Origin of the sequence: Herbaspirillum sp. WKF16 (assembly GCF_028993615.1) — a bacterium.
Taxonomy (GTDB): domain Bacteria; phylum Pseudomonadota; class Gammaproteobacteria; order Burkholderiales; family Burkholderiaceae_D; genus Herbaspirillum.
In genome coordinates, this window is the sequence record NZ_CP118632.1 from 987589 (window position 1) to 1009607 (window position 22019).

Annotated in this window: 18 protein-coding genes; 16 read left to right on the forward strand and 2 right to left on the reverse strand. The window is 64.1% G+C overall.

Going from position 1 to position 22019, the window contains the following annotated elements:
- Window positions 1-104 precede the first annotated feature (104 nt).
- The 8 genes from Herbaro_RS04405 (at window position 105) to Herbaro_RS04440 (ending at window position 10715) form a co-directional block, all read left to right on the forward strand.
- Window positions 105-1655: a sugar ABC transporter ATP-binding protein gene (locus tag Herbaro_RS04405; protein WP_275012625.1), complete on the forward strand. Its 1551-nt coding sequence runs from the start codon at window positions 105-107 to the stop codon at window positions 1653-1655.
- A complete protein-coding gene (locus tag Herbaro_RS04410) occupies window positions 1652-2740 on the forward strand; it encodes an ABC transporter permease (RefSeq protein ID WP_275012626.1) in 1089 nt (362 codons plus the stop codon). The genes Herbaro_RS04405 and Herbaro_RS04410 overlap by 4 nt, the downstream gene beginning before the upstream one ends.
- Window positions 2737-3759, forward strand: coding sequence for a galactofuranose ABC transporter, permease protein YjfF (yjfF, locus tag Herbaro_RS04415; RefSeq protein ID WP_275012627.1), 1023 nt, complete (start codon window positions 2737-2739; stop codon window positions 3757-3759). The genes Herbaro_RS04410 and yjfF overlap by 4 nt, the downstream gene beginning before the upstream one ends.
- Window positions 3760-3988: 229 nt before the next feature.
- Window positions 3989-5062, forward strand: coding sequence for a multiple monosaccharide ABC transporter substrate-binding protein (gene chvE, locus Herbaro_RS04420; RefSeq protein WP_275012628.1), 1074 nt, complete (start codon window positions 3989-3991; stop codon window positions 5060-5062).
- Window positions 5063-5290: 228 nt separating this feature from the next.
- The gene (gene mmsA / locus Herbaro_RS04425; RefSeq protein WP_275012629.1) at window positions 5291-6820 is read left to right on the forward strand and encodes a multiple monosaccharide ABC transporter ATP-binding protein; all 1530 of its coding nucleotides are present in this window, start codon (window positions 5291-5293) and stop codon (window positions 6818-6820) included.
- A gap of 10 nt (window positions 6821-6830) precedes the next feature.
- Window positions 6831-8045: a multiple monosaccharide ABC transporter permease gene (gene mmsB / locus Herbaro_RS04430; RefSeq protein ID WP_275012630.1), complete on the forward strand. Its 1215-nt coding sequence runs from the start codon at window positions 6831-6833 to the stop codon at window positions 8043-8045.
- 63 nt (window positions 8046-8108) lie between these two features.
- Window positions 8109-9866 carry an IlvD/Edd family dehydratase gene (locus Herbaro_RS04435; RefSeq protein WP_275012631.1) on the forward strand — a complete coding sequence of 586 codons (1758 nt, stop codon included), beginning with the start codon at window positions 8109-8111 and terminating at the stop codon, window positions 9864-9866.
- A gap of 63 nt (window positions 9867-9929) precedes the next feature.
- Window positions 9930-10715 (forward strand): SDR family NAD(P)-dependent oxidoreductase, encoded by a 786-nt coding sequence (locus tag Herbaro_RS04440; protein WP_275012632.1) that lies wholly within the window; start codon window positions 9930-9932, stop codon window positions 10713-10715.
- 295 nt (window positions 10716-11010) lie between these two features.
- On the opposite strand, the gene Herbaro_RS04445 is transcribed toward Herbaro_RS04440, so the two are convergent.
- Window positions 11011-11952, reverse strand: a complete 942-nt coding sequence (locus Herbaro_RS04445) for a LysR family transcriptional regulator (protein WP_275012633.1) — start codon at window positions 11950-11952, stop codon at window positions 11011-11013.
- A gap of 318 nt (window positions 11953-12270) precedes the next feature.
- On the opposite strand from Herbaro_RS04445, the gene Herbaro_RS04450 reads away from it, so the two are divergent.
- The gene (locus Herbaro_RS04450; protein WP_275012634.1) at window positions 12271-13416 is read left to right on the forward strand and encodes a porin; all 1146 of its coding nucleotides are present in this window, start codon (window positions 12271-12273) and stop codon (window positions 13414-13416) included.
- Between the two features lie 156 nt (window positions 13417-13572).
- The gene (locus tag Herbaro_RS04455) at window positions 13573-14451 is read left to right on the forward strand and encodes an SMP-30/gluconolactonase/LRE family protein (protein ID WP_275012635.1); all 879 of its coding nucleotides are present in this window, start codon (window positions 13573-13575) and stop codon (window positions 14449-14451) included.
- Window positions 14452-14463: 12 nt separating this feature from the next.
- Here the strand turns inward: Herbaro_RS04455 and Herbaro_RS04460 are convergent, their stop codons facing one another.
- Window positions 14464-15318 (reverse strand): IclR family transcriptional regulator, encoded by an 855-nt coding sequence (locus Herbaro_RS04460; RefSeq protein WP_275012636.1) that lies wholly within the window; start codon window positions 15316-15318, stop codon window positions 14464-14466.
- 301 nt (window positions 15319-15619) lie between these two features.
- Between Herbaro_RS04460 and Herbaro_RS04465 the strand changes: the two genes are divergently transcribed.
- The 6 genes from Herbaro_RS04465 (at window position 15620) to Herbaro_RS04490 (ending at window position 21945) form a co-directional block, all read left to right on the forward strand.
- Window positions 15620-16897 carry an L-fuconate dehydratase gene (locus tag Herbaro_RS04465; protein ID WP_275012637.1) on the forward strand — a complete coding sequence of 426 codons (1278 nt, stop codon included), beginning with the start codon at window positions 15620-15622 and terminating at the stop codon, window positions 16895-16897.
- 56 nt (window positions 16898-16953) lie between these two features.
- Window positions 16954-17730 (forward strand): SDR family oxidoreductase, encoded by a 777-nt coding sequence (locus tag Herbaro_RS04470; RefSeq protein ID WP_275012638.1) that lies wholly within the window; start codon window positions 16954-16956, stop codon window positions 17728-17730.
- A gap of 2 nt (window positions 17731-17732) precedes the next feature.
- The gene (locus Herbaro_RS04475) at window positions 17733-18074 is read left to right on the forward strand and encodes an L-rhamnose mutarotase (protein ID WP_275012639.1); all 342 of its coding nucleotides are present in this window, start codon (window positions 17733-17735) and stop codon (window positions 18072-18074) included.
- A gap of 257 nt (window positions 18075-18331) precedes the next feature.
- Entirely contained in the window at window positions 18332-19873 is a 1542-nt protein-coding gene (locus Herbaro_RS04480; RefSeq protein WP_275012640.1) for a sugar ABC transporter ATP-binding protein, read from the forward strand.
- Window positions 19874-19894: 21 nt separating this feature from the next.
- Window positions 19895-20938: an ABC transporter permease gene (locus Herbaro_RS04485; protein WP_275012641.1), complete on the forward strand. Its 1044-nt coding sequence runs from the start codon at window positions 19895-19897 to the stop codon at window positions 20936-20938.
- Window positions 20939-21006: 68 nt separating this feature from the next.
- The gene (locus Herbaro_RS04490; RefSeq protein ID WP_275012642.1) at window positions 21007-21945 is read left to right on the forward strand and encodes an ABC transporter substrate-binding protein; all 939 of its coding nucleotides are present in this window, start codon (window positions 21007-21009) and stop codon (window positions 21943-21945) included.
- Window positions 21946-22019 lie beyond the last annotated feature (74 nt).

The following is a 22019-nucleotide window of genomic DNA, read 5'->3' on the forward strand; positions in this document are numbered from 1 at the left end:
GCTCTGCGCGCCCCGGCCCCGGCCGGGGCGCTGGTTCGTGCGGCGCACGTTGAACGACGCTGTCGCCACGACGACAGCGATTTGGTTTCCTTGCAGGAGTGTCGATGACGATGTCTGTCGGGACGCAGGCGCGTCCCATGCTGGAACTGAGCGGTATCCATAAGGCGTTCGCCGGCGTGAAAGCGCTGGCCGATGTCGGCTTGCGTCTGTATCCCGGGGAAGTGCATACCCTGATGGGCCAGAATGGCGCAGGCAAATCCACCCTGATCAAGGTGTTGACCGGCGTCTACGAGCCCGACAGCGGGCGCATCGCGCTGGACGGGCGCGAGATCGCGCCGGCCTCCACCCTGCAGGCGCAGGCGCTGGGCATCAGCACGGTCTACCAGGAAGTCAATCTTTGTCCCAATCTTTCCGTGGCCGAGAACATCTTCGTCGGCCGCTATCCGCGCCGCTTCGGCCGCATCGACTGGAAGACGGTGCACGCCGAGTCGCGCCGCCTGCTGCAGCAGTTGCAGATCGACATCGACGTCGGCGCGCAGCTGTCGTCCTATCCGCTGGCGATCCAGCAGATGGTGGCGATCTCGCGCGCGCTGTCGGTGTCGGCCAAGGTGCTGATCCTCGACGAGCCGACCTCCAGCCTGGACGAGGCCGAGGTGCAGCAACTGTTCAAGGTGCTGCGCCGGCTGCGCGAGCAGGGCATGGCGATCCTGTTCGTCACCCACTTCCTTGAGCAAACCTACGAGATATCGGACCGCATCACCGTGCTGCGCAATGGCGTGCGCGAGGGCGAATACCTGGTGGCCGACCTGTCGCGCCTGGAGCTGGTCAACAAGATGGTCGGCGTGACCGCGGTCGACCAGCGCAAGGTCGAGGCCGGCGCCGAGGCGCTGGCGCAGGAGCTGTCGGCCGACGAGGCCGGGCGCGGCGAGGTGTTCCTGCAGGCGCGCGGTTTCGGCCGCAAGGGCATGCTGGCGCCGCAGGACCTGGAGTTGCGGCGCGGCGAGGTGTTCGGCCTGTGCGGCCTGCTCGGCTCCGGCCGTACCGAGATGGCGCGCCTGCTGTTCGGCGCCGACCGCGCCGACAGCGGCGAACTGCTGGTGGGCGGCAAGAGCGTCAAGCTCAACGTCCCGCGCGACGCCATCGCCGCCGGCATCGGTTTCTGTTCGGAAGACCGCAAAAAAGAAGGCGCGATCCTGGAACTGTCGGTGCGGGAGAACATCGTGCTGGCGCTGCAGGCCCGGCTGGGCCTGTTCCGCGTGCTGCCGAGGAAGCGCCAGAACCAGATCGCGGCCGACTACGTGAAGTGGCTGGGCATCAAGACCGCCGACCTCGAAATCCCGATCGGCTCGCTCTCCGGCGGCAACCAGCAAAAGGCGCTGCTGGCGCGCTGGCTGGCCACCGACCCCGGCATGCTGATCCTGGATGAACCCACGCGCGGCATCGACGTGCGCGCCAAGCAGGAGATCATGGATTTCGTCATCGCGATGTGCCGCAAGGGCATGGCCATTCTTTTCATTTCTTCCGAGATCCCGGAGGTCATCCGCTGCAGCGACCGCATGCTGGTGCTGCGCGACCGCCGGGCCGGCGGCGAGTACCGGCGCGGCGAGCTCGACGAGCAGTCGGTGCTGCAGGTGATCGCGGGAGAAGCCGCATGAGCGCTTCCATGGATTCCAAATTGATACCCGACACATCCGACACCGCCGGCGGCGGCATTCCCGGCGCGCTGGCCTGGCTCATGCGCCATCCCCTGGTGCGCCCGCTGGCCGCGCTGGCGGCGTTGCTGCTGATCGATTTCTTCCTGGTGCCGGGCTTCTTCCGGCTGGAGATCAAGGACGGCCACCTGTACGGCGCCCTGGTCGACATCGTCAACCGCGCCGCGCCGCTGATGCTGGCGGCGCTGGGCATGACGCTGGTGATCGCCACGCGCGGCGTCGACATTTCGGTCGGCGCGGTAGTGGCCATCTCCGGCGCGGTGGCGGCGATCCTGATCGGCGGCAAGATGGTGGTGATCGACGGCGTGTCGCAGTACGTCAGCAACGTGCCGATGGTGTGGGCGCTGGTCGCGGCCATGGGCGCGGCGCTGTTGTGCGGCGCCTGGAACGGCCTGCTGGTGGCGGGGCTCGGGCTGCAGCCCATCATCGCCACCCTGATCCTGATGGTGGCCGGCCGCGGGCTGGCGCAGTTGCTGACCGACGGCCAGATCGTCACGGTTTATTACAAGCCCTTCTTCTTCCTCGGCGGCGGCTACCTGTTCGGCCTGCCGTTCTCCCTCTATATAGCGGGGGCGATGTTCGTGCTGCTGGCGCTGCTGATGAAGAAGACCGCGCTGGGGCTGTTCATCCAATCGGTCGGCATCAATCCGGTGGCCTCGCGCCTGGCCGGCATCCGCACCGCGGCGCTGATCTTCTTCGTCTACATGTTCTGCAGCGCCTGCGCCGGGCTGGCAGGATTGATGATCGCCTCCAACATCAAGAGTGCCGACGCCAACAACGCCGGCCTGCTGCTGGAGCTGGACGCCATCCTGGCGGTGACGCTGGGCGGCACCTCGCTGGCCGGCGGCAAGTTCAGCCTGGTGGGCAGCGTGATCGGCGCGCTCATCATCCAGACCCTGACCTACACCATCTACTCGCTGGGCGTACCGCCCGAGGTGAACATGGTGGTCAAGTCCATCGTCGTGTTCCTGGTGTGCCTGTCGCAATCGCCGGAATTCCGCCGCATCTTCAAGTCAGCCAAATCATGAACGCGATTCCCTTCCTGCGCCGCGCCGCCGGCGCGCCCTGGTTCACTTCCCTGGTCACGGTGGCGCTGCTGGCGATCATGCTGCTGGCCGGCGCCGCCGGCTACGACGGCTTCCTGTCGCCGCAGGTGATGCTGAACCTGCTGATCGACAACTCCTTCCTGCTGGTGGTGGCCATCGGCATGACCTTCGTGATCCTCTCGGGCGGCATCGACCTTTCGGTGGGCTCGGTGCTGGCGCTGACCACCATGCTCTCGGCCTGGATGCTGCAGAGCTGGCACTGGAATCCGTTCGTGGTGATCGCCGTCGTGCTGGCGCTGGGAGCCGCCTTTGGCGCGGCGATGGGGGCGCTGATCCATTACTTCAAGCTGCAGGCCTTCATCGTCACGCTGGCCGGCATGTTCCTGGCGCGCGGCTTGTGCTACCTGATCAGCATCAATTCCATCACCATCGACGATCCGCTGTTTACCGCCATGTCGCAGACCCGCATCGAGTTCGGCGAGCTGTTCATCTCGCCCAGCGTGGTGATCGCCGTGGCGATGCTGGCCGTGGCCATCTGGCTGGCGCACTGCACGCGCTTCGGGCGCGCAGTCTACGCCATCGGCGGCAACGAGCAGTCGGCCATGCTGATGGGCTTGCCGGTGGGGCGCACCAAGGTGCTGATCTACGCCTTCAGCGGATTTTGCGCGGCGCTGGGTGGCGTGCTGTTCTCGTTCTACATGCTCTCCGGCTACGGCCTGCACGCGCAGGGCGCCGAGCTCGACGCCATCGCCGCGGTGGTGATCGGCGGCACGCTGTTGACCGGCGGCTACGGCTACGTGGCCGGCACGCTGACCGGCGTGCTCATCCTTGGGGTGATCCAGACCCTGATCGCCTTCGACGGCACGCTCAGTTCGTGGTGGACCAAGATCTTCATCGGCGCGCTGCTGTTCGTGTTTTGCGTGGCGCAACGCGTGATCTCGATGGGGGCCGCGCGACGCAAATCGGCCGTGCCTCCGAAAACCGCTCCGGTGGCGGCCTGACGCAGGTTTGTATAGATAACTTCAGATAACTTTACATAGAGGGAGTCATACTAAAAAGCATATCCATTACGCTCAAAAAATCATTAGAAATGTATTGGTAAAGTCATTAATGTAGAGGCCGCAAAACAGTGCCACTGCGTAATGCGTCACTTGCACCACTTGCACAACAAAACCCGGTGGCGCTGTTTCGACAACAACAACACGCCATTCATAACAGGAGACATACGGCATGAAGATCAAATCGGTATTGACCGGGCTGGCGCTCGGCTTGGGCGTCACCCTGATGTCCGTCAGCGCGCAGGTCAGCGCGCAATCGAAGTCGCTGGTCGGTGTGGCGATGCCCACCAAGTCCTCGGCGCGCTGGATCGCCGACGGCAACAACATGGTGAAGGTCCTGAAAGAGAAGGGCTACAACACCGACCTGCAATACGCGGAAGACGACATCCCCAACCAGCTGTCCCAGATCGAGAACATGCTGACCAAGGGCGCCAAGGTGCTGGTGATCGCCGCCATCGACGGCACCACCCTGACCGACGTGCTGCAGAAAGCCGCCGACAAGGGCGTCAAGGTCATCGCCTATGACCGCCTGATCCGCGGTTCCAAGAACGTCGACTACTACGCCACCTTCGACAACTTCCAGGTCGGCGTGCTGCAGGCGCAGTCGCTGGAAAAGGCCCTGGGCCTGAAGGACGGCAAGGGTCCGTTCAACATCGAACTGTTCGGCGGCTCCTCGGATGACAACAACGCCTTCTTCTTCTACAACGGCGCCATGTCGGTCCTGAAGCCCTACATCGACAGCGGCAAGCTGGTGGTGCGCTCCAAGCAGATGGGCATGGACAAGGTCGCGACCCTGCGCTGGGATCCGGCAACCGCCCAGGCCCGCATGGACAACCTGCTGTCGGCCTACTACACCAACGCCAAGGTGAACGCGGTGCTGTCGCCGTATGACGGCCTGTCGATCGGCATCCTGTCGTCGCTGCGCGGCGTGGGTTACGGTTCGGCGTCGCAGCCGTTCCCGTTCGTGTCGGGCCAGGATGCTGAAGTACCGTCGGTGAAGTCCATCATCCGCGGCGAGCAGTATTCGACCATCTTCAAGGACACCCGCGAACTGGCGAAGGTCACCGTGGGCATGGTCGACGCGGTGCTGGGCGGCAAGCAGCCGCAGATCAACGACACCAAGACCTACAACAACGGCGTGAAGGTCGTGCCTTCCTTCCTGTTGAAGCCGGTCGTCGTCGACAAGAGCAACTGGAAGCCTGTGCTGATCGACAGCGGCTATTACACCGAAGCCCAGGTCAAGTAAGCACGAGCGGGCGGCCTGTCGGGCAGTATCGCGGGAAACTGAACATGCTGAACATGCGCCGCCCGCTGAATTTTCCGCAAGACCAGCAATCATAAGAACAGCATAGTCCCGCACCTGTGCGGGACTATTGCATTCAGGAAGCTGCGCTTGCGTCCAAGCAACGCAGACGAGACGAAAAAGCCCGGCCCCGCCACGAACGGATGGCCGGCAGAACAAGAGGTCCGCATCATGAGCAACATTCTGGAAATGCGCAGCATCGAGAAGAGTTTCCCGGGTGTGAAGGCGTTGAACAACGTCAACCTGGCGGTGCGCGAAGGCGAGATCCACGCCATCGTCGGCGAGAACGGCGCCGGCAAATCCACGCTGATGAAAGTCCTTTCCGGCGTCTATCCCCACGGTTCCTATTCCGGCGACATCGTCTACAAGGGCGACGTGCGCTCCTTCAAGGACATCCGCGACAGCGAACACCTGGGCATCATCATCATCCACCAGGAGCTGGCGCTGGTGCCGCTGCTGTCGGTGATGGAAAACCTGTTCCTGGGCAACGAGCAGGCCCGCGGCGGCGTCATCGACTGGGAGCAATCCTACGCGCGCGCCAAGGAGCTGCTGGCCAAGGTCGGCCTGAAAGAGTCGCCGCTGACCAAGGTCGGCGACCTGGGCGTGGGCAAGCAGCAGTTGATCGAGATCGCCAAGGCGCTGTCCAAGGAAGTCAAGCTGCTGATCCTGGACGAACCCACCGCCAGCCTGAACGAGAGCGACAGCGACGCCTTGCTGGAACTGCTGCTGGAGCTGAAGACCCAGGGCATTTCCTCGATCCTGATCTCGCACAAGTTGAACGAAATCTCCAAAGTCGCCGATTCGATCACCGTGCTGCGCGACGGCTCCACCGTCGACACCTTCGACTGCCGCGCCGAGCCGATCAGCGAAGACCGCATCATCCAGCACATGGTCGGACGCGAGATGGCCGACCGCTATCCGCAGCGCGAGCCGCAACTGGGCGACATCATCTTCGAAGTGCGCGACTGGCGCGTGCACCATCCCCTGCATTCCGACCGCCTGGCCATCAAGGACGTCAACATGAGCGTGCGCGCCGGCGAGATCGTCGGCATCGCGGGCCTGATGGGCGCCGGCCGCACCGAGCTGGCCAAGAGCATCTTCGGCCGCGCCTACGGCAAGAAGATCACCGGCCAGGCCTTCCTGCACGGCAAGGAAGTCGACCTGTCGAGCATCCAGAAGGCCATCGCGCACGGCATCGCCTACGTCACCGAAGACCGCAAGGGCGACGGCCTGGTGCTGGAAGAAGACATCAAGAAAAACATCTCGCTGGCCAACCTGGGCGGCGTCTCCGAGCGCACCGTGATCGACGAGGCGCGCGAATACAAGGTGGCGGCCGACTTCAAGAGCCAGATGCGCATCCGCTGCTCCAGCGTGCTGCAGAAGGTGGTCAACCTGTCCGGCGGCAACCAGCAAAAGGTGGTGCTGTCGAAGTGGCTGTTCTCGCAGCCTGAGGTGCTGATCCTGGACGAACCTACGCGCGGCATCGACGTCGGCGCCAAGTTCGAGATCTACAACATCATCAGCAAGCTGGCGGCCGAGGGCAAGTGCATCATCATGATCTCGTCGGAAATGCCCGAACTGCTGGGCATGTGCGACCGCATCTACGTGATGAACGAAGGCCAGTTCGTGGGACAGTTCCCGCGCGAGGAAGCCAGCCAGGAAAGCATCATGCGCGCCATCATGCGCAACAAGAGAATCTAAGGAGTACAACATGGAGACCATGAACATGAGCAATAAAGAGTCGCTGCCCGCAGGCGCACCGGCTGACAAGAAGGACTATGGCGGCTTCCTGAAGAACAACATGCGCGAGTACGGCATGCTGCTGTCGCTGGTGGCGATCATGGCGTTCTTCCAGATCATGACCGACGGCACGCTGATGCGTCCGCTGAACCTGACCAACCTGGTGCTGCAGAACAGCTACATCGTCATCATGGCGCTGGGCATGCTGATGGTGATCGTGGCCGGCCACATCGACCTTTCGGTGGGCTCCGTGGTGGGCCTGATCGGCGCGCTGGCGGCGGTGCTGATGGTGGACTATGGCTGGGACTTCGTGACCGCCTCGGTGGTCTGCATCATCGCCGGCGCGGTCATCGGCGCGGCGCAGGGTTATTGGATCGCCTATTTCAAGATCCCGTCCTTCATCGTCACCCTGGCCGGCATGCTGGTGTTCAAGGGCATGGCGCTGGCGCTGCTGCAGGGCCAGTCGCTGGGCCCGTTCCCGCCGGCGTTCCAGATGCTGTCCTCGGGCTTCATTCCCGAGCTGACCGACAACACCCAGTTCCGCACCACCTCGCTGGTCGTCGGCGTGGTCGCCTCCGTGGTGCTGATCCTGGTCAAGATCCACGCCCGTCGCAAGCAGACCAAGCATGGCATGGAAGATGAGCCGCAGCTGTTCTTCCTGCTCAAGAACGGCCTGTTCGCCGCCGCCATCATCGCCTTCAGCTACCTGATGGCGACCTATCGCGGCATGCCCAACGTGCTCATCATCATGTTCGCGCTGATGGTGCTGTACACCTTCATCACCAACCGCACCACGCTGGGCCGCCGCGTCTACGCCGTGGGCGGCAACGAGAAGGCGGCCAAGCTGTCGGGAATCAAGACCGAGCGCGTGTCCTTCTTCACCTTCGTCAACATGGGCGTGCTGTCGGCGCTGGCCGGCCTGATCTTCGCGGCCCGCCTCAATACCGCCACCCCCAAGGCCGGCCTCGGCTTCGAGCTGGACGTGATCGCGGCCTGCTTCATCGGCGGCGCCTCGGCTTCCGGCGGCGTGGGCAAGGTGATGGGCGCGGTCATCGGCGCCTTCGTGATGGGCGTGATGAACAACGGCATGTCCATCATGGGCATCGGCATCGACTACCAGCAGATGATCAAGGGCTTCGTGCTGCTGATGGCCGTGTGCTTCGACGTCTATAACAAGAACAAATAATACGCACCGGGAAGGGCGGGCAGCGATGCCCGCTTTTTCATTCAAGATCAGGAAACCTTAGAGATGAGCAACGACAAGAAAGACAAGAGCCGCCAGTTGCGTTCGGCCGGCTGGTTCGGCACCGCCGACAAGAACGGCTTCATGTACCGCAGCTGGATGAAGAACCAGGGCATCCCCGACCACGAGTTCCAGGGCAAGCCGGTGATCGGCATCTGCAACACCTGGTCCGAGCTGACCCCTTGCAACGCCCACTTCCGCAAGATCGCCGAGCACGTGCGCCGCGGCATCATCGAGGCGGGCGGCTTCCCGGTGGAGTTCCCGGTGTTCTCCAACGGCGAGTCCAACCTGCGCCCGACCGCGATGCTTACCCGCAACCTGGCCAGCATGGACGTCGAGGAATCGATCCGCGGCAACCCGATCGACGGCGTGGTGCTGCTGACCGGCTGCGACAAGACCACGCCGGCGCTGCTGATGGGCGCGGCCAGCGTGGACGTGCCGGCCATCGTGGTGACCGGCGGCCCGATGCTCAACGGCAAGCACCAGGGCCGCGACATCGGCTCGGGCACCGTGGTGTGGCAGCTCTCCGAGCAGGTCAAGGCGGGCGAGATCAGTATCCACGACTTCATGGCGGCCGAGGCCGGCATGTCGCGTTCGGCGGGCACCTGCAACACCATGGGAACCGCCTCGACGATGGCCTGCATGGCCGAGTCGCTGGGCGTGTCGCTGCCGCACAATGCCGCCATTCCCGCAGTCGATGCGCGCCGTTATGTTCTCGCGCACTTGTCCGGCATGCGTATCGTCGACATGGTGTGGGAAGACCTGAAGCTGTCCAAGATCCTGACCCGCAAGGCGTTTGAAAACGCCATCCGCACCAACGCCGCCATCGGCGGCTCCACCAATGCCGTGATCCACCTGAAGGCCATCGCCGGCCGCATCGGCGTGGACCTGGAGCTGGAAGACTGGACCCGCGTCGGCCGCGGCACGCCGACCATCGTCGACCTGCAGCCTTCGGGCCGCTACCTGATGGAAGAGTTCTACTACGCCGGCGGCCTGCCGGCGGTGATGCGCCGCCTGGGCGAGGCCGACCTGTTGCCGCACCCGGACGCGCTGACCGCCAACGGCAAGACCATGTGGGAAAACGTCAAGGACGCGCCGATCTATAACGACGAAGTGGTGCGCCCGCTGAAGAACCCGCTGATCGACGACGGCGGCATGTGCATCCTGCGCGGCAACCTGGCGCCGCGCGGCGCGGTGCTGAAGCCCTCAGCGGCCTCGCCCGAGCTGATGAAGCACCGCGGCCGCGCCGTGGTGTTCGAGGACTTCTCGCACTACAAGGAACGCATCAACGATCCTGATCTGGATGTCGACGCCAGCTGCGTGCTGGTGATGAAGAACTGCGGTCCCAAGGGCTACCCCGGCATGGCCGAGGTCGGCAACATGGGCCTGCCGCCCAAGGTGCTGGCCACCGGCGTCAAGGACATGGTGCGCATCTCGGACGCGCGCATGAGCGGCACCGCCTACGGCACCGTGATCCTGCACGTGGCGCCGGAAGCCGCCGCCGGCGGTCCGCTGGGCATCGTTCAGGACGGCGACTTCATCGAGCTCGACGCTTACGCCGGCAAGTTGCAGCTGGACATCAGCGACGAGGAAATGAAGCGCCGCCTGGAAGAGCGCGCCAAGACCCTGGCCGCGCAGAAGCCTGCGATGGCCGGCGGCTACCAGTCGCTGTACGTGGACCGCGTGCTGCAGGCCGACGAAGGCTGCGACTTCGACTTCCTGGTCGGTTGCCGCGGCGCCGCGGTGCCCAAGCATTCGCACTGATCCAACCCAACAAGAATCGACACGCGCGCGCCTCGCGGTGAGGCGCGCGTCCTAGGAGAACAAATGAGCAGCAATCCGCAGAACAACCAGTTGGCGAGCTTCCCCAGCCTCAAGGGCAAGCGCGTCTTCATCACCGGCGGCGGCACCGGCATCGGCGCGTCCATCGTCGAGTCGTTTGCCCGGCAGGGCGCGTACGTGGCATTCGTCGACATCGCCAGGGACGCCAGCGAAGCGCTGTGCCGCGAGCTGGCCGAGGCCGGCTATCCCAAGCCGCTGTTCCGCCATTGCGACCTGCGCGACATTCCCGGTTTCCAGAAGATCATCGCCGAGCTGCAGGGCGAGCTGGGCGACTTCGACGTGCTGGTCAACAACGCCGCCAATGACGAGCGCCACAAGCTGGAAGACGTGACCCTGGACTACTGGAACGAGCGCATCGCGATCAACCAGCGTCCGTACTTCTTCGCCGTGCAGTCGGTGGTGGAAGGCATGAAGCGCCGCGGCGGCGGCTCCATCATCAACTTCAGCTCGATCAGCTGGCACCAGTCCAGCGGCGGCTTCCCGGTCTACACCACGGCCAAGGCATCGACCCTGGGCCTGACCCGCGGCCTGGCGCGCGACCTCGGCGCGCACAATATCCGCGTCAATACCGTCACGCCGGGCTGGGTGATGACCGAACGCCAGATCAAGCTGTGGCTGGACGAGGAAGGCAAGCAGGCGATCGCCCGCAACCAATGCCTGCAGGGCGAGCTGCTGCCGTGGCACCTGGCGCGCATGGTGCTGTTCCTGGCCGCCGACGACAGTGCGATGTGCACCGCGCAGGAATTCATCGTCGACGCCGGTTGGGTATGAGCCCGGGCGCGGCGGATATCGAAAGCGATATCCATGGCGTCGCCCCAGGCTGCTTTTATCGCCCCAAATAAAAAAGAGTCGCCAAATGGCGACTCTTTTTTTCATGAGCAGCTGCCGAAAAAATAATATTTCAGGGATCCGTATGCGCCGCGCCGTATGCTTTTTTTGCTCATGTGCGGCAAGCTTACGCTTCCTTACATTTCTTAATAAAACTCGGAGGCGCGGATCCGCGGGGCGGCAGCATAATGTGCCGGTGCGGTGAAGCGCGTGCGCCCGCAGGCAGGGCGCACGACGATCAGTAGATCATCTTCGCCACTTCGCGGATCGCCTGCAGCAGCAGCGTGGCGCCGGGCGAGAGCAGGTTGTCCTGGCGCGTGATGATGCCGAAGCCGGCCATGCGGCAGGGCAGTTCGATGGGCAGGATGTCCATCAGCCGCGCCTGCGTGTAGTAGCGCGCCACTTCGGTGGGCATGGCGTACAGGAAGTCGGTCTGCTGCAACAGGCTGGTGATGAACAGGATGGCGGTGGTGTCGACCACATTGGATGGCGGCGCCAGCCCTTCCTCGCGGAACATCTGGTCGCAGCGCGCGCGCAGGATGCTGCCCTTGGGCGCCATGATCCATGCTTCATTGGCCATGTCCGACAGCTTGAGGTCGGTGCGCGCGTGCAACGGGTGTCCCACGCGGGCCACCGCGCAGACCGGCTCGTCGGCCAGTTCGTCGTAGTGCAGCCCGCTGCGCGCCTCGTCATCGAGGATGCGGCCGATGATGAAGTCCAGCTCGCCGTGCAGCAAGCGCGACAGCAGGATGTTGCTGCTTTCCACTTCCACGCCGATGCGCAGCATCGGCGCGCTTTCCTTGACCCGCGCGATCGCCGGCGGCAGCAGCGCCATGCCCGGCGAAAGGATCACGCCCACATCCACCTGGCCCGACAGGCCCGACTTCAGCGCCACGATGTCTTCATGCGCTTTCGACAAGCTCGTCAGCGCCATGCGCGCGTGGCGGATCATCGCCTCGCCGTAGATGGTGGGCCGCATGCCGCGCGGCAGGCGCTCGAACAGCGAGACGCCCAGCATGTCTTCCAGGTCCTTGAGCTGCTTGGAGGCAGCCGGCTGGGTCATGTTCAGTTCGCTGGAGGCGCGGTGGATGTTGCGGGTGTCGTCGAGGGCGATTAACAGCAAGAGTTGGCGTGTCTTCAATCGCGCCCGGAGGAACCAGTTGGGATCACTGTTCTTCATATGTCTCCGAGGTTCTTTTGTAAATTTTTTAGTTGGAATTTTTTGCCGCGAATGATGATATCAAATCGCATATCGGATTTGCTAAAGAATTCATTGGAAAGACATGTGCCGAATACTTAGTATCTAGCCACATTCCGGGCTCGCATAAATTCAAACGAACGCAACCGGGAATGAGAGAAGAGAAGGTCGGGCAGCATCAGAACAAAAAGTTGGGAGACCGTCAGGGCCGCGTCAGGTTCCGGATGGTCGAAAGTGCAAGCTGCACCGCCCAGCCCACCGACGAAAATAATTTAAACGGCAATATCACGGAGACTATTCATGAAGCAAGTGAAGCCATCCTTTACTGGAGCAAAAACCCTGTGCGCGCTCGCGCTGCTGGGTGCATTTTCCGCCCAAGCGCACGCACAAAGCAGCGTGACCATCTACGGTCGTGTGGTCGCTGGCGTCGACGTCCTGACCAACGCAGGTCCCAATGGCCAAGGCACCAAGTGGAGCGCGGCGAACAACCAATGGGGCACCAGCATGATCGGCTTCAAGGGTACGGAAGACCTGGGCGGCGGTAACAATGCCTTCTTCCTGCTGGAATCCGGTTTCAATTCGACCAAGGGCGGTTTCAACGGTTCCGACACCAGCAACGGCACCGCGCTGTTCAATCGTCGTTCCTACGTCGGTCTGTCCTCGGCCACCGCCGGTTCCATCAAGTTCGGTAAGAACCTCTTCATCAACAACGATGTCTGGTACCTGGATCCGACCGGCCAGCAAGCCATCGGCACCGCCAGCCTGGTCAACGGCCGCAACTGGCCGGGCGCCAGCAACGTGATCGAATACGCCAGCCCGGACATGGGCGGCTTCACGGTCGGCGTGCAGACCAGCCTGGGCGAGAAGCCGGGTTCGTTCAGCGGCGGCGTGCCCAATGCCGGTTCCAGCGATGGCCGCAAGGACGGCATCTCGCTGGCCTACCAGAAGAACGGCCTGGAACTGCGCTTGATCTATGACGTGGTGCGCGACGCCAACGGTAACTACAGCGACATCTGGGGCCACTCCAAGGAACTGATCCTGGGCGGCACCTACAAGTTCGACAAGCTCAAGCTGTTCGCCGGTTATGAAAACCTGCGCGCGCCTGACGCTGTCGCCGGTGATCCGACCCGCGCCAACCACTACTGGATCGGCGCCAACTATGATGTCACTCCGCAATTCCAGCTGGTCGGCGCGGTGTTCCACGTGAATGCCAACAACGCCAGCGTGGCCAACACCGGTAGCAAGACCGGCGGCGGCGGCACGGCCAACATGTACATGGCCGGCATCAACTACTTCCTGTCGAAGCGTACCCTGCTGTACTTCGACGTGGGCACCGTGCGTAACGGCACCGGCGCTTCGCACCAGCTGGAAAACGGCGGCAATACCGCCGGCGCTTCGGGCTTCAACCAGACCGGCGCGTACTGGGGCGTTGCCCACTCGTTCTAATGATGTGAAATCCTTCCTGAGGTGGTCTTGATGTAGTTGAGGGCGGGCGCAAGCTCGCCCTTTTTTCTTTTTTGTTCGTGTTTTGCGGTTGCCGTGTGATCATTTTCCGGCTGTGCATAACGTAACTGTTAATTAAAGAATACGGGAATTCACTTGATGAAAGCGCAACTGGTCGTCGATGGCCGCCATGAATTGGGCGAGGGTGTGTTGTGGTGCGAGCGCACGCAGTCGGTGTTCTGGACCGACATCCTGGCCTCGCGCCTGTGGAACCATCACCCGCAAAGCGGTGCCACGCGCAGCTGGGGCATGCCGGAGCGGCTGTGCTGCTACGCCTTCACCGCCGATGCCGATCAACTGCTGATCGGCCTGGAGTCGCGCCTGGCCTTTTTCAATCTGGCCACCGGCGCCATCGCGCCGATCTGCCGCGTCGAGGACGACCTGCCCACCACGCGCCTCAACGACGGCCGCTGCGACCGCCAGGGCCGTTTCGTGTTCGGCACGCTCAACGAGGATCCCGCGCGCGAGCCCATCGGCAGCTTCTACCGGCTCAATACCGATCTCACCCTGGAGCGCCTGGCGCTGCCGGGCGTGGCCATTTCCAACAGCATCTGCTTCAGCCCCGACGGCAGCCTGATGTATCACTGCGACACGCTGGACAAGCGCATCATGTGCGTCGACTACAACCTGCCGGACGGCGGCGTCGCCAACCGGCGCGTGTTCGCCGACCTGGCCGGCCAGCCGGGCAGCCCGGACGGATCGACGGTGGATGCCGAGGGCCATGTCTGGAACGCGCAGTGGGGCGGCGCGCGGGTAGTGCGCTTCGCGCCCGACGGCAGCATCGAGCGCATCGTCGAGGTGCCGGCCGGACAGCCCAGCTGCGTGGCCTTCGGCGGCGCCGACTTCTCCACCTTGTACATCACCAGCGCGCACGAAGGCATGACGCAGGAGCAGCGCGTGGCCGATCCGATGGCCGGCGCGCTGTTCGCCGCCGCGGTCGGCGTGCGCGGCATGCCTGAGGCGCGTTTCGGCGGTTGAGGCCGACTGCGCCTAGGCGCCGAAACTGGAGTCGCCCATCAGCCGCGACAAGCGCGCAGAGATCTCCTGGACGATGCCTTGCACTTCGTCCAGGCTGGGATTGACCTTCTTGTCGATGCGTTCGATATAGGGCACGTTGAGGGCCGCCAGCATGCGATTGTTGGCGCCCATGACCGGATAGGAAAGATTGATCACGCCGCGGATCTGGCGGCTGTCCATGCGCGAGTGGCCGCGCTTCCTGGTGTCGTCGATCTGGCGCATCAGCTGCGCCGCCTCGATCTCCTGCTCGCCGTCCATGCGCACGTGGTCGGCCAGCATGCGGGCGCGTTCGGCCTGGTCGCGGAAGGCCAGCAGCACGTGGCCGGAGGCGGTGTCGGTCAGGCTCACCAGCGCGCCGACCTTGAGGCCGAAGGCCCAGCGCTCCGGGCTGTCGACCTGGGCCACCACGATCACGCGGCCGGCCTCGTAGACCGTCAGGTGGGTCGATTGCACCGCGCGGTTGGCCAGCTCGCGCATGTGGGGCAGGGCGGTGCTGACCAGCGATCGGATCGGCTGGTGGTGGTGGGCCAGCTCGAACAGCTTGAGCGAAAGGCGATAGTGGTCGTTGTCGGCGGCAAGGTAGCCGCGCTGCTCCAGCGTCACCACCATGCGGAAGATTTCGTTGACGCTGCGGCCCAGCTGCCGGGAGATCTGGTTGAGCGTCAGCATCTGTTCGGAGCGCGAGAGCAGTTCCAGGATGTCCAGGCCCTTGTCCAGCGCCGGGGCGGCATAGCGGTTCTTGCCGCCGGCCGCGCTGTCGTCGTCGATGTCGGCTGCGGTCTGGACGGCGCCCGATTCCGGCGGCGTGATCTTTCTGGTTCTTGGCATGGTGGCCTGTTGTCGTTGGGTCGTCGTGGGGACAGATTCTAGAAGAATTTATAAGTCACGGAATTTTATTTGTAAAAGTATTTTTTACTTATATTGGATTAAGTTGTCCTTCAGGCATCTTGATATTGATATCGGTCGCGCTGGAAACTTCATCGGTCCAGAGTGAGAGAGGGCCGGCGATCAGGGGTAAGCTGTCGATCTCACATATGAAAATAAATTTTATTTGTGAGTTGTTTCAAGGTGCCAAGATACGATGCCGCAGACAATCCAGCCGCCGCCAGCAACCCACAACGACTGACCGATGACCAAGATCACTGCCCTGCGCGTCCTCGACGTGCGCTTCCCCACCTCGCAATCGCTGGACGGTTCGGACGCGATGAATCCGGATCCGGATTACTCCGCCGCCTACGTCATCCTCGATACCGACAACGACCAGCTCAAGGGCCACGGCCTGACCTTCACCATCGGCCGCGGCAACGAGATCTGCTGCGCCGCCATCAAGGCCATGGAGCACCTGGTGGTCGGCCTGGAGCTGGAATGGATCGCCGCCGACATGGGACGCTTCTGGCGCCATGTCACCTCCGACAGTCAACTGCGCTGGATCGGCCCGGACAAGGGCGCGATCCACCTGGCCACCGGCGCCGTGGTCAACGCCGCCTGGGACCTGTGGGCCAAGGCCGAAGGCAAGCCGCTGTGGAAGCTGGTGGCCGACATGTCGCCGGAACAGCTGGTGCGCGCCATCGACTTCCGCTACATCACCGATTGCATCACGCCCGACGAGGCCCTGGCGCTGCTGCGCGAGAAGGAGGCGGGCAAGGCCGAGCGCATCCGCATCCTGCAGCAGGAAGGCTACCCCTGCTACACCACCTCGGCCGGCTGGCTGGGCTACGACGACGCCAAGCTGCGCCGCCTGTGCCAGGAAGCCATCGACCAGGGCTTCAACCACGTCAAGCTCAAGGTCGGCCGCGACCTCGCCGACGACAAGCGCCGCGTCACCATCGCGCGCGAAGTACTGGGGCCGCAGCGCCAGCTGATGATCGACGCCAACCAGGTGTGGGAAGTCGACCAGGCCATCGACTGGGTCAACGAACTCGCTTTCGCCAAGCCCTGGTTCATCGAGGAACCGACCAGCCCGGACGACGTCGAAGGCCATCGCAAGATCCGCGCGGGCATCGGCGAGGTGAAGGTCGCCACCGGCGAAATGTGCCAGAACCGCGTGCTGTTCAAGCAGTTCATCATGCGCGGCGCCATCGACGTGGTGCAGATCGACTCCTGCCGCCTGGGCGGCGTCAATGAAATCCTGGCGGTGATGCTGATGGCCGCCAAGTACAAGCTGGTGGTGTGCCCGCATGCCGGCGGCGTCGGCCTGTGCGAATACGTGCAGCACCTGTCGATGATCGACTACGTGTGCATCTCCGGCAGCAAGGAAGGGCGCGTGACCGAATACGTGGATCACCTGCACGAGCATTTCGTCGATCCCTGCGTGGTGAAGAACGCGGCCTACATGCCGCCCAGCCGGCCGGGCTTCTCCATCGAGATGAAGCCGGAGTCGCTGGAGCAGTACCGCTTCCGGGGATAGGCGGCAAGACGCATCCACCCGGCAGCCTGAAAGCATAAAAGACAACGGAGACAGACGTGGATTTGAACCTGCAAGACAAAGTGGTGATCGTGACCGGCGGCGCCTCCGGCATCGGCGGCGCAATCACCCAGCAACTGGCGGCCGAAGGCGCCATTCCGGTGGTGTTCGCGCGCAGCGAGCCCGAGCCGCAGTTCTGGTCGCGGCTGTTGCAGCTGCAGCCGCGCGCCGCGCTGTTCCAGTTGGAGCTGCAGGACGAGGCCCGATGCGGCGCCGCCGTGGCCGAGACGGTGGCGCGCTTCGGTCGCCTGGACGGCCTGGTCAACAACGCCGGCGTGAACGACAGCATCGGCCTGGACGCCGGGCGCGATGCCTTCGTCGGCTCGCTGGAGCGCAACCTCATCCATTACTACACGATGGCGCACTACTGCGTGCCGCACCTCAAGGCCACGCGCGGCGCCATCCTCAACGTCTCATCCAAGACCGCCGTCACCGGCCAGGGCAACACCAGCGGCTATTGCGCCTCCAAGGGTGCGCAGCTTTCGCTGACGCGCGAGTGGGCGGCGGCGCTGCTTGACGACGGCGTGCGCGTGAATGCGCTGATCCCGGCCGAGGTGATGACGCCGCTCTACGAGAAGTGGATCGCCACCTTCGACAACCCGCAGGAGAAGCTCGACGCCATCACCAGCAAGATCCCGCTGGGCAAGCGCTTCACCACCTCGGAGGAGATGGCCGGCATGGCCGTGTTCCTGCTCTCGGGGCGTTCCTCGCACACCACCGGGCAGTGGATCTTCGTCGATGGCGGCTATACGCATCTCGACCGCGCGCTGAGCTGAGCATGAGACATCTGCTGGCACTCGACCTGAAAGACGATCCCGCCCTGATCGCCCAGTATGAACAGCACCACCGCCGCATCTGGCCGGAGATCGCGCAGCACCTCAAGCGCCACGGCGTGAGCGGCATGGAGATCTACCGCCTGGGCACGCGCATGGCGATGGTGATGGAGACCGACGATGCGGTGTATGACGCCGCCGCGATGGCCGCCGCCATGGAAAGCGATCCCAAGGTGCGCGAGTGGGAAGAACTGATGTGGCGCTTCCAGGCGCCGACGCCATGGACGCCGGCGGGGGAGAAGTGGGTGACGATGGACAAGATCTTTGATCTTTCCGTGCAGGGCTGAGTGATGCACTGACGCGGAAGAGGTGGTTTGACGCGTTGTCGGCTTCAGTCACTTCTTCCGTGTCGTTCCGGCGCAGGCCCGAACCTAGTGGCGTTGGTTGCGTTTCGATGGCCGTTGAACGACGCTGGGTCCAGACCTTCGTCAGGACGACAACGAAGATAGAGCTTGAACCGCATGAAGTTCGAGTGCGTGGCGTAAAGACAAGAAATAACAAACCGACGGCGACCCAGAAGCGCCGCAATGCATCCGAGGTGAGCATGCAACAAGACCAAGAGACAAACAACACGGGCCGGCCGCCGCTGATCGCGCTACGCAACGTCAGCAAGCGCTTCCCCGGCGTGCTGGCGCTGGACAACTGCCAGTTCGACCTGGCCGCCGGCGAGGTGCACGCGCTGATGGGCGAGAACGGCGCCGGCAAGTCGACGCTGATGAAGATCCTCTCCGGCGTGTACCAGAAGGACGAGGGCGAGATCCTGCTCGACGGCCGGCCGGTGGAGATATCCGAGCCGCGCGCCGCGCAGGCGCTGGGCATCGGCATCATCCATCAGGAGCTGAACCTGATGAACCACCTCTCTGCCGCGCAGAACATCTTCATCGGCCGCGAGCCGAAGAAGACCTTCGGCCTGTTTCTCGACGAGGAGCAATTGAACCGCCAGGCCGCCGCCATCTTCGAGCGCATGCGGCTGGATCTCGATCCGCGCACGCCGGTCGGCGACCTGACCGTGGCGCGCCAGCAGATGGTGGAGATCGCCAAGGCGCTGTCCTTCGATTCGCGCGTGCTGATCATGGACGAGCCGACCGCCGCGCTCAACAATGCCGAGATCGCCGAACTGTTCCGCATCATCCGCGACCTGCAGGCGCAGGGCGTGGGTATCGTCTACATCTCGCACAAGATGGACGAGCTGCGCCAGATCGCCGACCGCGTCACCGTGATGCGCGACGGCAGGTACATCGCCACCGTGCCGATGCAGGGCACCTCGATGGACGCCATCATCTCCATGATGGTCGGCCGCCAGCTCGACGGCGAGCAGCGCACCCCGCCCGACACCTCGGGCAACGAAGTGGTGCTGCAGGTGCGCGGCCTCGCGCGCGGGCGGACGATCCGCAACGTCGGCTTTGAGCTGCGGCGCGGCGAGATCCTTGGCTTCGCCGGCCTGATGGGCGCGGGCCGCACCGAGGTGGCGCGCGCCATCTTCGGCGCCGACCCGCTGGAGGCGGGCGAGATCTTCATCCACGGCGGGCGCGCCGTGATCAAGACGCCGGCCGACGCCGTCGCCCACGGCATCGGCTACCTGTCGGAAGACCGCAAGCATTTCGGCCTGGCTACCGGCATGGACGTGCAGGCCAACATCGCCATGTCCAGCATGGGGCGCTTCACCCGCGGCGGCTTCATGAACGAGCGCGCGATCCGCGCGACCGCGCAGGGCTACGTGCGCCAGCTGGCGATCAAGACGCCGTCGGTGGAGCAGCAGGCGCGCCTGCTGTCAGGCGGCAACCAGCAGAAGATCGTGATCGCGAAGTGGCTGCTGCGCGACTGCGACATCCTGTTCTTCGACGAGCCCACGCGCGGCATCGACGTCGGCGCCAAGAGCGAGATCTACAAGCTGCTCGACGCCCTGGCCGCGCAAGGCAAGGCGATCGTGATGATTTCCTCCGAGTTGCCCGAGGTGCTGCGCATGAGCCACCGCATCCTGGTGATGTGCGAAGGGCGCATCACCGGCGAGCTCTCCGCCGCCGAGGCCACCCAGGAAAAGATCATGCAGCTCGCGACCCAGCGCGAGTCGGCTGTCGTTCAATAAATCAAAGGCATCCAGACGATCATGGCTAACCCAATCCAACCGCTCACCTCCGCCACCATGGCCACTCCAGACAATTCCGCCAACGCCGGCCTGCGGGCCCGGTTCTTCAACCCGGCCGCGCGCCAGAAGCTGCTGGCCTTTGCCAGCCTGCTGCTGCTGATGGTGTTCTTCAGCGTCGCCTCGCCCAACTTCCTGGAAGTGGACAATCTGGTCAGCATCCTGCAGTCCACCGCGGTCAACGGCGTGCTGGCGATCGCCTGCACCTACGTCATCATCACCTCCGGCATCGACCTCTCGGTGGGCACCATGATGACCTTCTGCGCCGTCATGACCGGCGTGGTGCTGACCAACTGGGGCATGCCGCTGCCGCTGGGCATCGCCGCCGCGCTGTTCTTCGGCGCCCTGTCGGGCTGGATCTCGGGCATGGTGATCGCCAAGCTCAAGGTGCCTCCCTTCATCGCCACGCTGGGCATGATGATGCTGTTGAAGGGCCTGTCGCTGGTGATCTCCGGCACGCGTCCGATCTACTTCAACGACACCGAGGGCTTCTCGTCCATCGCCCAGGATTCGCTGATCGGCGACCTGGTTCCCGCGCTGCCGATTCCCAACGCGGTGCTGATCCTGTTCCTGGTGGCGATCGCCTCCTCGGTGATCCTCAACAAGACCGTGTTCGGCCGCTACACCTTCGCGCTGGGCAGCAACGAGGAGGCGCTGCGCCTGTCGGGCGTGAAGGTCGATTTCTGGAAGGTCGCGGTGTACACCTTCTCCGGCGCCATCTGCGGCATCGCCGGCCTGATCATCGCCTCGCGCCTGAACTCGGCGCAGCCGGCGCTGGGCCAGGGCTACGAGCTGGACGCGATCGCCGCCGTGGTGATCGGCGGCACCTCGCTTTCGGGCGGTACCGGCACCATCCTGGGCACCATCATCGGGGCCTTCATCATGAGCGTGCTGGTCAACGGCCTGCGCATCCTGTCGGTGGCGCAGGAATGGCAGACGGTGGTGACCGGCGTGATCATCATCCTGGCCGTCTACCTCGACATCCTGCGCCGCCGCCGGCGCGCCTGACGCCGCAACGATTTCATCCCGCGCCGGGCGACCGGCACTCCATCATCGATAACAAAAGGAGACTCAACGTGTTCAAGAACAAGCTACTCGCCGCCGCCCTGGGCGTGGCCTTCGCAGTCGGCGCCGCCGGCGCCCATGCGCAGGAGGTCTATATCCCCCTGATTTCCAAGGGCTTCCAGCACCAGTTCTGGCAGGCCGTGAAGTCGGGCGCCGAGCAGGCGGCCAAGGACTACAAGGTCAAGGTCAGCTTCGAAGGCCCGGAAACCGAAGCCATGATCGACAAGCAGATCGACATGCTGTCGGCCGCCCTGGCCAAGAAGCCGCAGGCGATCGGCTTCGCCGCGCTCGACAGCAAGGCCGCGCTGCCGCTGCTGAAGAAGGCCCAGGCCGCCAAGATCCCGGTGATCGCCTTCGACTCCGGCGTTGACAGCGACATCCCGGCCACCACCGCCACCACCGACAACAAGGCCGCCGCGGCGGTCGCGGCCGACAAGATGGCCGAGCTGATCGGCAAGGAAGGCGAAGTCGCCGTGGTCGCCCACGACCAGACCAGCCGCACGGCGATCGACCGCCGCGACGGCTTCCTCGACCGCATCAAGTCGGCCTATCCCAAGATCAAGGTGGTGAGCGTGCAGTACGGCGGCGGCGACCACCTGAAGTCGACCGAGGTCACCAAGTCCATCCTGCAGGCCTATCCCAAGATCAAGGGCATGTTCGGCACCAATGAAGGCTCGGCCATCGGCGTGGTCAACGGCGTGAAGGAAATGAAGCGCAAGATCGTCGTCATCGGCTACGACTCCGGCAAGCAGCAGAAGGACGCGATCCGCGACGGCACCATGGCCGGCGCCATCACCCAGAACCCGGTGGGCATCGGGTACAAGACCGTGGAAGCCGCGGTCAAGGCGATCAAGGGCGAGAAGCTGCCGAAGATCATCGACACCGGCTACTACTGGTACGACAAGAGCAACATCGACGACCCCAAGGTCGCCGCGGCCCTGTACGACTAAAGAGGCCGGCAGCGGAGGCGCCGCCTGCGCGCGGCGTCTGCGTCTTTCCATCGCTGAACGCATGAGCGGCGCCG